Consider the following 14,191-nt stretch of genomic DNA (forward strand, 5'->3'; position numbering starts at 1 on the left):
GGCGGCTGCGCGCGGATCTGGCAGGACCCGTGCGCAGAACCGGGCGAAGCCACCGTTTCGTGGTCTCGCCGATTCGGCTCCGCCACTAGGCGGGGCCGGGCAACCGGATAGCGAAGACACAGGAAGCAAACATGCCGCCCAAGAAGAAGAAGCTCGCAGCGATCATCAAGCTGCAGATCCAGGCCGGCCAGGCCAACCCGGCCCCGCCGGTCGGCCCGGCGCTGGGTCAGCACGGCGTCAACATCATGGAGTTCTGCAAGGCCTACAACGCCGCCACGGAGAACCAGCGTGGCAACGTCGTGCCGGTCGAGATCTCCGTGTTCGAAGACCGCTCCTTCAGCTTCGCGCTGAAGACCCCGCCGGCGGCCAAGCTGCTGCTCAAGGCGGCGGGCGTGGCCAAGGGCAGCGGCGAGCCGCACAAGACCAAGGTCGGCAAGGTCTCCATGGACCAGGTCCGCGAGATCGCGCAGACCAAGATGGCCGACCTCAACGCCAACGACATCGACCAGGCCGCCAAGATCATCGCCGGCACCGCCCGGTCGATGGGCCTGACGGTCGAGGGCTGACCCAGCCGGACGGCTGGCAGTGTGGGAGGGCTCCAGCGCAGCCCGACCAACCACAACTGATCCACCTGCGATAGGGACAGAAATGGCAAAGCGCAGCAAGGCATACCAGCAGGCGGCCGAGCTGATCGATCGCGCGCGGCTGTACGCGCCGACGGAGGCCGCCGAGCTGGCCAAGAAGACCGCCAAGGTCAAGTACGACGCCACCGTCGAGGTGGCGCTGCGGCTGGGCGTCGACCCCCGCAAGGCAGACCAGATGGTCCGCGGCACCGTGAACCTGCCGCACGGCACTGGTAAGACTGCCCGCGTCATCGTGTTCGCCGTCGGGGACAAGGCCGCCGAGGCCGAGGCCGCCGGTGCGGACGCGGTTGGTTCCGAGGACCTGATCGAGCGCATTCAGGGCGGCTGGCTCGATTTCGACGCGGCGATCGCCACCCCGGACCAGATGGCCAAGGTCGGCAAGATCGCTCGGGTGCTCGGCCCGCGCGGCCTGATGCCGAACCCGAAGACCGGCACCGTCACTCCGAACGTCACCAAGGCGATCACGGAGATCAAGGGCGGTAAGATCAACTTCCGCGTCGACAAGCAGGCCAACCTGCACTTCATCATCGGCAAGGCGTCGTTCGACACCGAGAAGCTGGTGGAGAACTACGCGGCTGCGCTGGACGAGATCCTGCGCGCGAAGCCGTCGGCGTCGAAGGGCCGGTACCTGAAGAAGGTCACCTTCACCACCACGATGGGCCCGGGCATCCCGGTCGACCCGAACGCGACCCGGATCACGGCCTCGGCCTGATCCCGGAGTTCCGCTGAGAGGGCGGGCCACCCCACCAGGGGCGGCCCGCCCTTTCGCTATTCCAAGCTTCGTTCTAGCTGGTCAGGTTCCGTGAGTGCTTTGGGGCGCCATAGCACCCAAAACGTTCACGGGCGGAGCTCCTCAGTCGCCGCAGCTGGGCGTTTGGAGGGCGTAGGCGCTGATCGCCCAGCCGCCGTCCGGCTGTTGCGTGAGCTTGAAGCTGCCGAGGCGCGGGCCGCCGGCGACCTGCATTCGGCAGCCGAGGACCTGGGCGTCCGGTCCGGCGATGCTGACCGCGTTCTCGTCGAACGACGGGTTGGCGTACGTGCCGGGGACGGTGATCTGGTCATGCAGCCGGCGTGCCGCGGTGGCGCAGTCCGGGGCCTGGTGGGCGGCGGCGAAGCCGGACTTGGCCGAGGCTTCGAAATATGCGCACGCAACAGTGGGATCGTCCCCGCGCAGCAAGTTGTAGACGTCGAGCACTGCGTCCGCCGGGGTCCTCGCCTTCATCGGCGCTGAATCGGGAGGTGCGCCGGTGTTGGTGCTGCCGTTTCCGCCTCCGGTGCTGCCGAACCAGGACGTCATCAGGCTGTTGTACAGGTAGTTGAGCAGCAGCAGTGCCAGCAGCAGGTAGATCAGGCGGCGGACCATCTTGTAGCGCAGCAGGCCCAGGGCCCGTTTCCACCAGGCCTTCTTCGGCGCTTCCGGCTTCGCCGCCGGAGGTGCTGCGGGCGGTGGGACCGCTACTTCGCCGTCCTGGGACCGCTGCCATTCGCGGAACTTCTGGAACTCCAGGAACTGCTGGTACTGGCGGAACTCCGCGTCGTCCGCCGGCTGCTGCGGGCGGGCCGGTGCGTCGGCCTCGACGACCTCGCTGTCCACCACCTCGGCCTCGACGACCTCCGCGGTGCGCGGTTTCTCCGGCAGGTTCCGGCCGGGCTCCGGGCGGGGCGACTCGTGCTGATCAGCCACGCACAACATGATGCCCGGCCGCCGCGTCGAGGTCACGACCGGTGACCGCCGGAAAGCGGCAGGGGGTGGTTGGTGGGCCCCGGGACGGGTCGCGTACCCTGGTCGAGGTTCCACCCAAGACCGCTGGTCTTCTCCGTGCCCCGCCAGGGGCGGGGAGAACGAAGGTCCCGTGAGATGCGGGCGGCCCGCGCAGGAGGGACGAGGCTATCCGTGCGCGCGCTGCGCGCCCATGATCTTGACGCCCCGTGCTTCCCTGCGCCGGGGCGTTTTGTCGTCTCAGGACCGGCTGGATGCGGATCACAGTCGGAAATAGAGAGGAGGCGACATGGCGAAGCCCGACAAGGTTGATGCGGTCACTGAGATCGCGGATAAGTTCAGCAACTCGACCGCTGCGGTCGTGACCGAGTACCGCGGGCTGTCCATGGCGCAGCTGTCTGAGCTGCGTCGTGCCCTCGGTGCGGGCACCTCGTACCGTGTCGCGAAGAACACGCTGGTCAAGCGTGCCGCCGAGCAGTCCGGCGTCGAGGGCCTCGACGACCTGTTCGTCGGCCCGACCGCCATCGCCTTCGTCGAGGGCGAGCCGGTCGACGCGGCCAAGGCTCTGCGTGAATTCGCCAAGGACAACAAGGCCCTGGTGATCAAGGGCGGTTACATGGACGGCCGCGCGCTGTCCGTGTCCGAGGTCGAGGGCATTGCCGACCTCGACTCCCGCGAGGTCACCCTGGCCAAGCTGGCCGGTGCCATGAAGGCCAAGATGGGCCAGGCCGCCGCGCTGTTCGCCGCGCCGGCGTCCCAGGTGGCTCGGTTGGCCGCCGCTCTGCAGGAGAAGAAGAGCGGCGAAGCCGACGCCTGAGTCCCTTCGGGCGCAGTTGTCGGTTGCAAGAACTCCCCACCCGGGCACTCCCGTTCCCGGGCACTGAACTGAAAGGAACGCCGCCGTGGCGAAGCTGAGCAACGAAGAGCTGTTGGACGTCTTCAAGGAGATGACCCTCCTGGAGCTGTCGGGGTTCGTGAAGCAGTTCGAGGAGACCTTCGACGTCACCGCCGCCGCCCCGGCCGCCGTCGTGGCGGGCCCGGCCGGCGCCGCTGCCCCGGCTGCCGAGGAGCAGGACGAGTTCGACGTCATCCTCGAGGGTGCTGGCGACAAGAAGATCCAGGTCATCAAGGTCGTCCGTGAGATCGTCTCCGGCCTGGGCCTGAAGGAGGCCAAGGAGCTGGTCGAGGGCGCTCCGAAGCCGATCCTGGAGAAGGTCGAGAAGGAGAAGGCCGAAGAGGTCAAGGCCAAGCTGGAAGAGGCCGGCGCTTCGGTCTCCGTCAAGTGAGCATCTGACTGACGGTAAAAAGGCGAGCACTCGCGGTTGTGAGTGCTCGCCTTTTTTGCTGTCCGGGAAAGAAATCGCTTTTACCGGACAAATCCTGTGGTTTCCCGAATCGAAGTGAACTGGCGAGTAACCCGTTCGCGTCAGGCTCGTTGCATAGGTGTGACGCCGACGACCTTCGTTAAGCGCGTCACATGTGCCAGGCTGCCTCACCGGGGTTACCCCCGATGCGGTTAATTCGAGGAACGCGGAGGTGCGGATGGGCGTCGAGGTGGTTGTCGACGGACTGTCGAAGTCCTTCGGCGCGCAGACCATCTGGCGGGACGTCAGCCTGACGCTTCCTCCCGGCGAGATCAGCGTGCTGCTCGGGCCTTCCGGGACCGGGAAGTCGGTGTTCCTGAAGTCCCTGGTCGGCTTGTTGAAGCCGGAGCAGGGCAAGGTGGTCATCAACGGCACGGACATCTGCACCTGCTCGGAGCGCGAGCTCTACGAGATCCGGAAGATGTTCGGCGTGCTGTTCCAGGACGGCGCGCTGTTCGGGTCGATGAACCTCTACGACAACATCGCGTTCCCGCTCCGCGAGCACACCCGCAAGGGCGAGTCCGAGATCCGCGACCTGGTGCTCGAGAAGATGGAGATGGTCGGTCTCCTCGGCGCCGAGGAGAAGCTGCCCGGCGAGATCTCCGGCGGCATGCGCAAGCGCGCCGGGCTGGCCCGCGCGCTGGTGCTGGACCCCGAGATCATCCTGGTCGACGAGCCCGACTCCGGGCTGGACCCCGTCCGCACCGTGCTGCTGAACCAGCTGATCGTCGACCTGAACGCGCAGATCGACGCCACGATCCTGATCGTCACGCACGACATCAACACCGCCCGGACCGTGCCGGACAACATCGGCATGCTCTACCGCCGGAACCTGGTGATGTTCGGGCCGCGCGAGGTGCTGCTGACCTCGGCCGAGCCGGTGGTGGTGCAGTTCCTCAACGGGCGCGCCGACGGGCCGATCGGCATGAGCGAGGAGAAGGACATCGGGCCGTCCGAGCTGGCGCGGCTGAGCGAGCTCGCCGTGCCGCCGATGATGGCGCAGCTGGAGGTCTCGCCGGGGATGCCGGAGCGGACCGCGGTGCGCCGCCGCAAGGACCGGGTGCTGCGCCAGCTGCGGACGCTGAATCCGTCGGCGCAGCAGGAGATCATCAAGACGCTGACCCCGGACGAGCTGGCGCTCTATGGTTTTTCCACGCCCGCGACCGGCGCGTGGCCGCAGCAGACCGAGCCGGTGCAGGCGCCGGCCCCGGACCGGCTGCCGCCGGCGGCGGTCGCCGACGTGCCGCCGCAGCAGGTGCGCCCGACGCCCCACCTCCGGCAGCCGGAGGCGACGCCGCGGGATGTGGAGGAGCCGGCCGAGTCGTCGCGGCGGCGCTGGTTCGGCCGCAAGCGGGGTGAATCGTGAGTTCGCCGTCCCAGGCGCGGTTCCCTGGTGCGGGCGGACTTCGTGAGACCGGCCGCATGTTCGCGCTGGCGCTCGACGTGGTGCGGGCGATGCCCAGCCGCCCGTTCCAGATCCGAGAGTTCATCCAGCAGTGCTGGTTCATCGCCAGCGTGACGATCCTGCCGACCGCGCTGGTGTCGATCCCGTTCGGCGCGGTGATCGCGCTCCAGCTCGGCTCGCTGACCAGGCAGATCGGCGCCCAGTCGTTCACCGGCGCGGCGAGCGTGCTGGCGATCATCCAGCAGGCCAGCCCGATCGTGACCGCGCTGCTGATCGCGGGGGCCGGCGGTTCGGCGATCTGCGCGGACCTCGGCTCCCGGAAGATCCGCGACGAGATCGACGCGATGGAGGTCCTGGGGATCTCGCCGATCCAGCGGCTGGTGGTGCCGCGGGTGCTGGCCGCGATGCTGGTGGCGCTGCTGCTCAACGGCATGGTCAGCGTGGTCGGCGTGCTCGGCGGCTACACGTTCAACGTGATCATGCAGGGCGGCACGCCCGGCGCGTACATGGCGAGCTTCAACGCGCTGGCGCAGCTGTCCGACCTGTGGATCGGCGAGCTGAAGGCGGTGATCTTCGGGTTCCTGGCCGGCGTGGTGGCCGCCTACCGCGGCCTGCACCCGCCGCCGGGACCGAAGGGCGTCGGGGACGCGGTGAACCAGTCGGTGGTGATCACCTTCCTGCTCCTGTTCGCCGTGAACTTCGTCCTGACGACGCTCTACCTGCAACTGGTCCCGCCAAAGGGAATGTGACGGGGACATGGTGACCATCTCGCAGCGCGCGAAGCGCGCGGCCCGGCGGCCGCTGGTGATGCTGGACGACCTGGGCGACCAGATGTCGTTCTACCTGCGCTCGCTGGCGTGGATTCCGCGGGCGATCGCCCGCTACGCGAAGGAGACGCTGCGGCTGCTGGCCGAGGTCAGCTTCGGCAGCGGCGCGTTGGCGGTGATCGGCGGCACGGTCGGCGTGATGATCGGCCTGACGCTGTTCACCGGCACCGTGGTCGGCCTGCAGGGCTTCGCGGCGCTGGACCAGCTCGGCACCTCGGCGTTCGCCGGCTTCGTCTCCGCGTACTTCAACACCCGCGAGATCGCGCCGCTGGTCGCCGGGCTCGCGCTGTCGGCGACGGTCGGCTCCGGCTTCACCGCGCAGCTGGGCGCGATGCGGATCTCCGACGAGATCGACGCGCTGGAAGTCATGGGCGTGCCGAGCCTGCCGTACCTGGTGACGACCCGCGTGATCGCCGGGTTCATCGCGGTGATCCCGCTGTACGTGCTGGGCCTGCTGACGTCGTACATCGCCGCCCGCGCGGTCACGATCTACATCTACGGCCAGTCCGCGGGCACCTACGACCACTACTTCAACCTGTTCCTGCCGCCCGAGGACGTGTTGTGGTCCTTCGGGAAGGTGCTCGTCTTCAGCGTGGTGGTGATCATGACGCACTGCTACTACGGCTACCGCGCCAGCGGCGGCCCGGCCGGTGTCGGCATCGCGGTGGGCCGCGCGGTGCGGACCGCGATCGTGACCACCGCGCTGCTCGACTTCTTCCTCAGCCTCGCGATCTGGGGCACCACGACGACGGTTCGGATCACGGGATGAGCACGCGAAGCGCGTTGACGACGCTCCGGCGCCGCACCCTCGGCCTGGCGTTGCTGATGAGCATGGTGCTGTTCATCGGGCTGACCGTGGCGATCTACCAGAAGGCCTTCGCGTCCAGCGTGGACGTCGTGCTGAAGGCGCCGTCGACCGGGAACCAGCTGCTGCCCGAGTCGGACGTGAAGGTGCGCGGCATGGTCGTCGGCCGGGTGGTGAGCGTGACGTCCACAGGGGACGGTGCGGAGCTGCGGCTGGCGCTGGACCCGGAGCGGGCCGAGCAGCTGCCGTCGAACGTGTCGGCGCGGCTGCTGCCGCGGACGCTCTTCGGCGAGCGGTACGTGTCGCTGGAGCTGCCGGAGCAGGCGTCGACCACGACGCTGGCCTCCGGTGACGTGATCGAGCAGGACCGCACCAGCGCGGGCATCGAGCTGGAGCAGGTGCTGTCCGACACGATGCCGGTGCTGCAGGCGGTCCACCCGGACGACCTGGCCGTGACGCTGAACGCGCTGGACCAGGCGTTGGCCGGGCGCGGCAAGCCGCTGGGCGAGACGCTGTCGCAGCTGAACACCTACCTGGACGGGCTCAACCCGTCGGTGCCGGACCTCAAGGAGAACCTGCAGGAGCTCGTCGGCGTCGCGCAGACCTACGAGCAGGCCGCGCCGGACGTGCTGGAGGCGCTGGACAACTTCAGCACCACCGCCCGGACACTGGTGGCGCAGCGGGAGAACCTGACCGCGCTCACCTCGCAGCTGACCACCAGCTCCGGTGATCTGACCGGCTTCCTGCGGGACAACCGGCAGAACATCATCCAGCTCGGCGACGCGCAGCGGCCGACGCTGGACGTGCTGGCCAAGTACGCGCCCGAGTACCCGTGCTTCCTGCAGGAGATGGCGGAGTTCGTGCCGCGGATGCGGCAGGTGCTGGGCGAGGGGTCCGCCGAGCCGGGCCTGCACATCACCCTGGAGGTCGTCGCGACCCGTGGCAAGTACCGGCCGAACCAGGACGAGCCGGAGTTCGCCGACAAGCGCGGCCCCCGCTGCTACAACTTCATGCCGCTGCCGGATCCGGTGCCGGAGTACCCGCCGGACGGGCCGTTCAAGGACGGCTCGGTTCCGCCGGCCGCTTCCCGGCCGGCTGACGGCGGCCTGAACCCGCCGTCGATGGGCCAGGGCTACCTGCCCGCCGGCACCTCGCCGCAGTCCGCGACCTGGGTGAACTCCCCGGCCGAGCGGGACATGGTGGCGGTGCTGCTGGCGCCCGCGGTGGGCCGCCCGGCGAGCGAGGTGCCGGACTGGGGCTCGCTGCTGGTCGGGCCCGTGCTTCGCGGAGCGGAGGTGAGCTACCGGTGAACGGCCGCAGCATCGTCGCGCCACTGGTGAAGTTCCTGATCTTCGTGCTGGTCACCGTGCTGGCCACCGGGTTGCTGGTGCTGACCATCGCCAACCGGGACCTGCGCGCGTCGGAGTCCTACACCGCGCGGTTCACCGACGTCACCAACCTCAACGAGGGCGACGAGGTGCGCATCTCCGGGGTGAAGGTCGGCCAGGTGGAGAGCATCGAGGTGGTCGACCGGCGGTTCGCCGAGGTGCGGTTCAACGTGTCGGACCGGCGGCTGCCGAGCTCGGTGACCGCCACCATCAAGTACCGGAACCTGGTGGGCCAGCGGTACATCGCGCTGGAGCAGGGCGCGGGCGAATCCAGCGGAGTCCTGGCCCCGGGCGGCGAGATCCCGCTGGAGCGCACCAAGCCGGCGCTGGACCTGACGGTGCTGCTGGGCGGGTTCAAGCCGCTGTTCCAGGCGCTCTCCCCGGAGGACGTGAACAAGCTGTCCTACGAGATCATCCAGGTGCTGCAGGGCGAGGGCGGCACGGTGGAGAGCCTGCTGGCCCACACCGCCTCGCTGACCTCCACGATCGCCTCCCGCGACCAGGTGATCGGGCAGGTCATCGACAACCTCAACGGCGTGCTGGACACCGTCAACGCCCGCGACCAGCAGCTGTCCGAGCTCATCGGCCAGCTGCAGCAGGTGGTGTCCGGGCTGTCCGCCGACCGGGATTCGATCGGCTCCGCGATCACCGCGATGGACGGCCTGACGAACAGCACCGCGGGCCTGCTGACCGAGGCGCGACCGGGGCTGCAGCAGGACATCGCGGGTCTCGGTGAGCTGTCGAAGAACCTCAACGACCACGAGCAGCTGACCGAGCGGGTGCTGCAGAACATGCCCGGCAAGCTCGAAACGATCGGCCGGACGGCCAGCCACGGCTCCTGGTTCAACTTCTACTCGTGCAAGATGAGCGGCACGGTGGGCGTCGGCGACCTGAACCTGCCGCTGCCGCTGATGCCGGTGACGCAGCCGAGGTGCCAGCGATGACCGCATTCTCCCAGCGTGACCCGCTCAAGATCGGCATCGCCGGCCTCCTGGCGCTGGTGCTGATGTTCCTGCTCGCGCTGAACTTCGAGCGCCTGCCGTTCATCGGCGGCACCACCTACACCGCGCAGTTCACCGAGGCCGCGGGGCTGCGGCCGGACAGCGAGGTGCGCATCGCCGGGGTGAAGGTCGGCACCGTCTCGGACGTCGAGATCGAGGACGACCACGTGCTGGTCAGCTTCCGGGTCGGCGACGCGTGGCTGGGCGACCACACCACCGCCGCGATCCGGATCAAGACGCTGCTCGGCCAGAAGTACCTGGCGCTGGACCCGCAGGGCGGCGAGGAGATGTCGCCGTCCGAGCCGATCCCGTTGCAGCGCACCGTGTCGCCCTACGACGTCATCGAGGCCTTCAGCGACCTCTCGACCACTGTGGACAAGATCGACACCGGGCAGCTCGCGGAGAGCTTCCGCACGCTCTCCGACACGTTCAAGGGCACGCCGGACGAGGTCAGCGGCGCGCTGGACGGGTTGTCGCAGCTGTCGCGGACCATCTCCTCGCGCGACGAGCAGCTGGAGCACCTGCTGAACAACACCTCGCAGGTGTCGAAGACGATCGCCGACCGCAACGCCGACTTCGAGAAGCTGCTGGCCGACGGCAACCTGCTGCTGCAGGAGATCCGGGCGCGGCGGGATTCGATCAGCGGCCTGCTGGACGGCACCCGCACGTTGTCCCAGCAGCTCAGCGGGCTGGTCGACGACAACAACGCGCAGATCGGCCCGGCGCTGCAGCAGCTGGACCGGGTCACCAAGATGCTGCAGCGCAACCAGGACAACCTGAACCGCAGCCTCGAGATGTTCGCCCCGTTCACCAGGTACTTCTCCAACGTGCTGGGCAACGGCCGCTGGTTCGACACCTACATCTGCGGCCTGCTGCCGCCCGCCATCGGTCCGATCAACCAGAAGGGCTGCCAGCCATGACCAGCGCACGCCCGTCGCCGACCAGGATGCTGTCGATCGCCGTGGTGGTCGTGCTCGCCGCGACCGTCGGGGTGTGGTGGCTGTTCTTCGGCGCCGCCGAGCGGAAGGTCACCGCGTACTTCCACGCCGCCGTGGGCATCTACCCGGGCGGTGACGTGCGGATCCTCGGGGTTCCGGTGGGCACCGTCGACGAGGTCGTGCCGCAGGGCCAGGTGGTGCGCGTCGTGATGAGCGTCGACCGCGACGTGAAGGTGCCCGCCGACGCGGGCGCGGTGGCGGTCGCGCCGAGCGTGGTCAGCGACCGGTACGTGCAGCTCGCCCCCGTCTACCGGGGTGGGCCGGAGCTGGCCGACGGCGCGGTGATCCCGAAGGAGCGCACCGCGACTCCGGTGGAGCTGGACCAGATCTACCGCAGCCTCAACGACATCACGACCGCGCTGGGGCCCGACGGCGCCAACGCCGACGGCGCGCTGACCGACCTGCTCAACACCAGCGCGGCGAACCTCGACGGCAACGGGAAGGCGCTGTCGGAGACCATCCGCAACCTCGGCGAGGTCGGCACCACGTTGTCCGGCAACAGCGATCAGCTGTTCGCCACCGTCGACAACGTGCAGCGGTTCACCACGATGCTGGCCGAGAACGACGACCAGGTGCGCCGGTTCAACACGCAGATGCAGCAGGTCAGCTCGCTGCTGGCCGGCGAGCGCGAGGACATGAGCGCGGCGCTGGCGGAGTTGGCCGTGGCGCTGGGCAAGGTCGAGTCCTTCGTGCGGGACAACCGGGGCCTGGTGAAGTCCAACGTGGACCAGTTGAACGCGGTGGCGAACGTGCTGGTGGAGCAGAAGGCAGCGCTCAGCGAATCGCTGAACAACGCGCCGCTGGCGCTGAGCAACCTCAACAACGCCTACAACGGCGCGGCGGGAACGCTGGACGTGCGCGCGAACTTCAACGAGCTGAACCAGCCGCCGGTGGTGGCGGTGTGCAAGATGCTGCAGCAGCACAGCCCGGCGGACCTGCCGAAGGACGTCAGCGACGCGTGCAAGTCGCTGCAGCCGATCCTCGACGGCGTGGTGAAGCTGCCGACCCCGGCGGAAACCCTCAACGCCATCCAGAACGGCAAGCTCCCACCGCTTCCGCTTCCGCTCTCCGACGCGAGCGGCACCCAAACCGCGGGAGGCACCCGGTGAAGGGACTGTTTCTGACGCAATTTCCATTGAAATCGAACCTTCGATTTCAATGGAAATTGCGGACCCGCTCGGGGCGGGCACGGTCGTCGTTGCGGTGCGGTCCGAAGGTCGGGGCCGCCGTGCTGGCGCTGGTCGTGCTCGGCGGGTGCAGTTCGCAGGGCGTCTACGACCTGCCGCTGCCCGGCGGCGCCGACCTCGGCAGCGACCCCTACGAGGTCAAGGTGCGCTTCGCCGACGTGCTGGACCTGGTGCCCAACGCCGGGGTGCGGGTCAACGACGTGCCGGTCGGCCGGGTGTCGACCATCGGCCTGGCCCCCGACTCCTGGCAGGCCGAGGTGACGGTGCAGGTCAACGGCGACGTCAAGCTGCCGGCCAACGCGACCGCCCGGCTGCGGCAGTCCAGCCTGCTCGGCGAGAAGTACGTCGAGCTCGCCGGCCCGCCGCAGGGGCAGTCCGACGTCGGCCGCCTCGCCGACGGCGCCCTGATCGGCCTCGACCGCACCGGCCGGAACCCCGAGGTGGAAGAGGTGCTCGGCGCGCTGTCCATGCTGCTCAACGGCGGTGGCGTGGCGCAGCTGCAGAACATCACCAAGGAGCTCAACGCCGCGCTGGAGGGCCGGGAGTCCGACGTCCGCAGCCTGCTGTCCAATTTGGACGAACTGGTCGCCGGGCTGGACGCGCAGCGCGACGACATCACGCGGGCGCTGGACAGCATCAACCGGCTCAGCGCCCGGCTCAACGAGCAGCGCGGGAGCATCGACACCGCGCTGCGCGACCTGGAACCCGGGCTTCGGGTGCTCAACGAGCAGCGCACCCAGCTGGTCACCATGCTGCAGTCGCTCGACGAGCTCTCCGGCGTCGGGACGGACGTGGTCAACAGGTCCCGCGACGACCTGGTGCACAACCTCAACCAGCTCGCGCCGGCCCTGAACCAGCTGGCCGCGGCGGGTGACAGCCTGCCGAAGTCGCTGGAGGTTCTCGTCTCGTTCCCGTTCCCGGACAACGCGGTCGACGGCATCGGCAACAGCGACTTCACCAACCTCTACGCCAACGTGGACCTGAACCTCACCCACGTGCTGGAGAACCTCGGTCGCAGCCGGCAGCCGCTGATCCCGCTGCCGGACGCCCTGAAGTCCATCCCGCTGCCGCTGACGTCGCAGGCGCCGCCGGAGCAGCCCGCGCAACCGCCGGCCGAGCCGGAGCGGGAATCCGGTGGCCTGCTGGGCTCGTTGCTGGGAGGTGGCCGCTGATGCTCACCCGTCGAGTGCGCCTGCAGATCATCGCGTTCGTCGCGATCGCCCTGGTCGGCGTCAGCTACGCCGGAGCCCGCTACGCGGGCCTGGACCGGCTGTTCGGCCCGCGCGGCTACGTGGTGACGCTGCAACTCGCCGACACCGGCGGCGTCTTCAACAACGCCGAGGTCACCTACCGCGGGGTGCCGGTCGGCCGGGTCGGCGACCTGAAGCTGACCGGCACCGGCGTGGAGGTGCCGCTGGACATCGAGTCCAGCGCGCCGCGGATCCCGCGCGACGTGCAGGCGGTGGTGACCAACCGGTCCGCGGTCGGCGAGCAGTACGTCGACCTGCGGCCCAAGAGCGACGACGGCCCGTTCCTGGCGGACGGCTCGGTGATCGCGCAGGAATCCGCGACCACGCCGCTGCCGGTGGAAAGCCTGATGACGAACCTGGACGCGTTCGCGAACTCGGTGCCGGAGGAGTCGCTGCGCACCGTGGTCAGCGAGCTCGGCACCGCGTTCCGCGACAACGGCGGCCACCTGCAGACCATCCTGGACACCAGCCGCGAGTTCACCGCCGCCGCGCAGGAGCACCTGCCGCAGACGGTGCAGCTGCTCCAGGACGGCAAGACGGTCCTGGCCACCCAGAACGAGCAGGGCTCGGCGATCAGGTCGTTCGGTGAAGACCTGCGGCTGCTGTCGGAGTCGGTGAAGAACTCCGACGGCGACCTGCGCGCGGTGATCGAGCGCGCCCCGCCGGCGGCCCGCCAGGTCAGCGCGCTCCTGCAGGAGAACCAGCAGCTCGGACCGCTGCTGGCGAACCTGACGACCACCTCGCGGGTCATGGCCGAACGCGTCGACGGCATCGAGCAGATCATGACGCTGTACCCGGCGATCGTCACCGCCAGCAACACGGTGGTGCCCGGCGACGGCACCGCGCACTTCGGCCTGGTGCTCAACGTGTTCGACCCGCTGCCCTGCACCAAGGGCTACGAGTCGACCGAGCGCCGCGCGGGCGACGACTTCCGCGAGATGCCGCTGAACCCCAACGCGCACTGCGCGGAGCCCCGGGGCAGTGACACGTCGGTCCGCGGCGCGCAGAATGCACCGGGACAGTAGGGAGGAGGCGGACATGACCACCGGAACCGCTGAGCGGAAGCGCCCGGTCCTGGGCCTGATCACGGGCCTGACGCTGCTCGCGATCGGCGTGGTGGCCAGCCTGTTCTTCGGCGTCACCTGGGCGCTGGCCGGCAACAGCGACTCGGTCGCCCGCGCGGAGGTGCGGGACGCGGCGCTGCACGACGGGACGAGCGCGATCATCAGCTTCAACAGCCTCGACTACCGGGATGTGGACGGCGGCCTGAAGCGCTGGGAGGACAACTCGACCGGCCCGCTGCGCGACGAGATCCGGCAAGGCCGGCAGAACTACGCGACCCAGATCACCCAGGCCAAGAGCAGCACCACGGCCCGGGTGCTCGACGCCGGGATCGTCGAGCTCGACGAGAACGCGGGCAAGGCCCGGATGATCGCCGTCGTGCAGGTGACGGTCACCATCGAGGGCCAGCAGCCGACCAACAAGCAGGACCGCTACCAGGCCGAGCTCACCCGCGAAGGCGAGACCTGGAAGCTCAGCGGGCTCGGCACCGTGCCGGTCGGCTGAACGGCGACACTCGCAAGCAATTCGAGGAGTGCAGTC

The 14,191-nt window shown here is 69.1% G+C and carries 15 protein-coding genes; 14 read left to right on the plus strand and 1 reads right to left on the minus strand.

Going from position 1 to position 14,191, the window contains the following annotated elements; genetic code table 11:
• The first annotated feature begins 131 nt into the window (after positions 1–131).
• Positions 132–566: a 50S ribosomal protein L11 gene (rplK, locus tag AB0H93_RS22175; RefSeq protein ID WP_010315507.1), complete on the plus strand. Its 435-nt coding sequence runs from the start codon at positions 132–134 to the stop codon at positions 564–566.
• Between the two features lie 82 nt (positions 567–648).
• Entirely contained in the window at positions 649–1,356 is a 708-nt protein-coding gene (gene rplA / locus AB0H93_RS22180; RefSeq protein WP_132490298.1) for a 50S ribosomal protein L1, read from the plus strand.
• Between the two features lie 141 nt (positions 1,357–1,497).
• On the opposite strand, the gene AB0H93_RS22185 is transcribed toward rplA, so the two are convergent.
• The gene (locus tag AB0H93_RS22185) at positions 1,498–2,337 is read right to left on the minus strand and encodes a hypothetical protein (RefSeq protein WP_358575050.1); all 840 of its coding nucleotides are present in this window, start codon (positions 2,335–2,337) and stop codon (positions 1,498–1,500) included.
• A gap of 316 nt (positions 2,338–2,653) precedes the next feature.
• Between AB0H93_RS22185 and rplJ the strand changes: the two genes are divergently transcribed.
• From rplJ to AB0H93_RS22245, 12 genes are all read left to right on the plus strand, one after another.
• Positions 2,654–3,181 carry a 50S ribosomal protein L10 gene (gene rplJ / locus AB0H93_RS22190; RefSeq protein WP_132490296.1) on the plus strand — a complete coding sequence of 176 codons (528 nt, stop codon included), beginning with the start codon at positions 2,654–2,656 and terminating at the stop codon, positions 3,179–3,181.
• 85 nt (positions 3,182–3,266) lie between these two features.
• Entirely contained in the window at positions 3,267–3,650 is a 384-nt protein-coding gene (gene rplL / locus AB0H93_RS22195) for a 50S ribosomal protein L7/L12 (protein ID WP_358574919.1), read from the plus strand.
• Between the two features lie 256 nt (positions 3,651–3,906).
• Positions 3,907–5,094 (plus strand): ABC transporter ATP-binding protein, encoded by a 1,188-nt coding sequence (locus AB0H93_RS22200; RefSeq protein WP_358574920.1) that lies wholly within the window; start codon positions 3,907–3,909, stop codon positions 5,092–5,094.
• The gene (locus AB0H93_RS22205; protein WP_132490290.1) at positions 5,091–5,882 is read left to right on the plus strand and encodes an ABC transporter permease; all 792 of its coding nucleotides are present in this window, start codon (positions 5,091–5,093) and stop codon (positions 5,880–5,882) included. The genes AB0H93_RS22200 and AB0H93_RS22205 overlap by 4 nt, the downstream gene beginning before the upstream one ends.
• A 7-nt stretch (positions 5,883–5,889) precedes the next feature.
• The gene (locus tag AB0H93_RS22210; protein ID WP_132490288.1) at positions 5,890–6,729 is read left to right on the plus strand and encodes an ABC transporter permease; all 840 of its coding nucleotides are present in this window, start codon (positions 5,890–5,892) and stop codon (positions 6,727–6,729) included.
• Entirely contained in the window at positions 6,726–8,075 is a 1,350-nt protein-coding gene (locus AB0H93_RS22215; protein WP_358574921.1) for an MCE family protein, read from the plus strand. Before AB0H93_RS22210 ends, AB0H93_RS22215 begins: the two co-directional genes overlap by 4 nt.
• Complete coding sequence (locus AB0H93_RS22220) at positions 8,072–9,097, plus strand: MCE family protein (RefSeq protein WP_358574923.1); 1,026 nt, start codon at positions 8,072–8,074, stop codon at positions 9,095–9,097. The genes AB0H93_RS22215 and AB0H93_RS22220 overlap by 4 nt, the downstream gene beginning before the upstream one ends.
• The gene (locus AB0H93_RS22225) at positions 9,094–10,074 is read left to right on the plus strand and encodes an MCE family protein (RefSeq protein WP_358574924.1); all 981 of its coding nucleotides are present in this window, start codon (positions 9,094–9,096) and stop codon (positions 10,072–10,074) included. The genes AB0H93_RS22220 and AB0H93_RS22225 overlap by 4 nt, the downstream gene beginning before the upstream one ends.
• Positions 10,071–11,261 (plus strand): MCE family protein, encoded by a 1,191-nt coding sequence (locus tag AB0H93_RS22230; RefSeq protein ID WP_358574925.1) that lies wholly within the window; start codon positions 10,071–10,073, stop codon positions 11,259–11,261. The genes AB0H93_RS22225 and AB0H93_RS22230 overlap by 4 nt, the downstream gene beginning before the upstream one ends.
• 119 nt (positions 11,262–11,380) lie before the next feature.
• Positions 11,381–12,511: an MCE family protein gene (locus AB0H93_RS22235; protein WP_358574927.1), complete on the plus strand. Its 1,131-nt coding sequence runs from the start codon at positions 11,381–11,383 to the stop codon at positions 12,509–12,511.
• The gene (locus AB0H93_RS22240) at positions 12,511–13,614 is read left to right on the plus strand and encodes an MlaD family protein (protein WP_358574928.1); all 1,104 of its coding nucleotides are present in this window, start codon (positions 12,511–12,513) and stop codon (positions 13,612–13,614) included. The genes AB0H93_RS22235 and AB0H93_RS22240 overlap by 1 nt, the downstream gene beginning before the upstream one ends.
• A 13-nt stretch (positions 13,615–13,627) precedes the next feature.
• Positions 13,628–14,155: a hypothetical protein gene (locus tag AB0H93_RS22245; RefSeq protein ID WP_358574929.1), complete on the plus strand. Its 528-nt coding sequence runs from the start codon at positions 13,628–13,630 to the stop codon at positions 14,153–14,155.
• Positions 14,156–14,191: the final 36 nt, after the last annotated feature.

This window comes from Saccharopolyspora sp. NPDC050642 (genome assembly GCF_040654735.1).
In the GTDB taxonomy this organism is placed as follows: domain Bacteria; phylum Actinomycetota; class Actinomycetes; order Mycobacteriales; family Pseudonocardiaceae; genus Saccharopolyspora; species Saccharopolyspora elongata.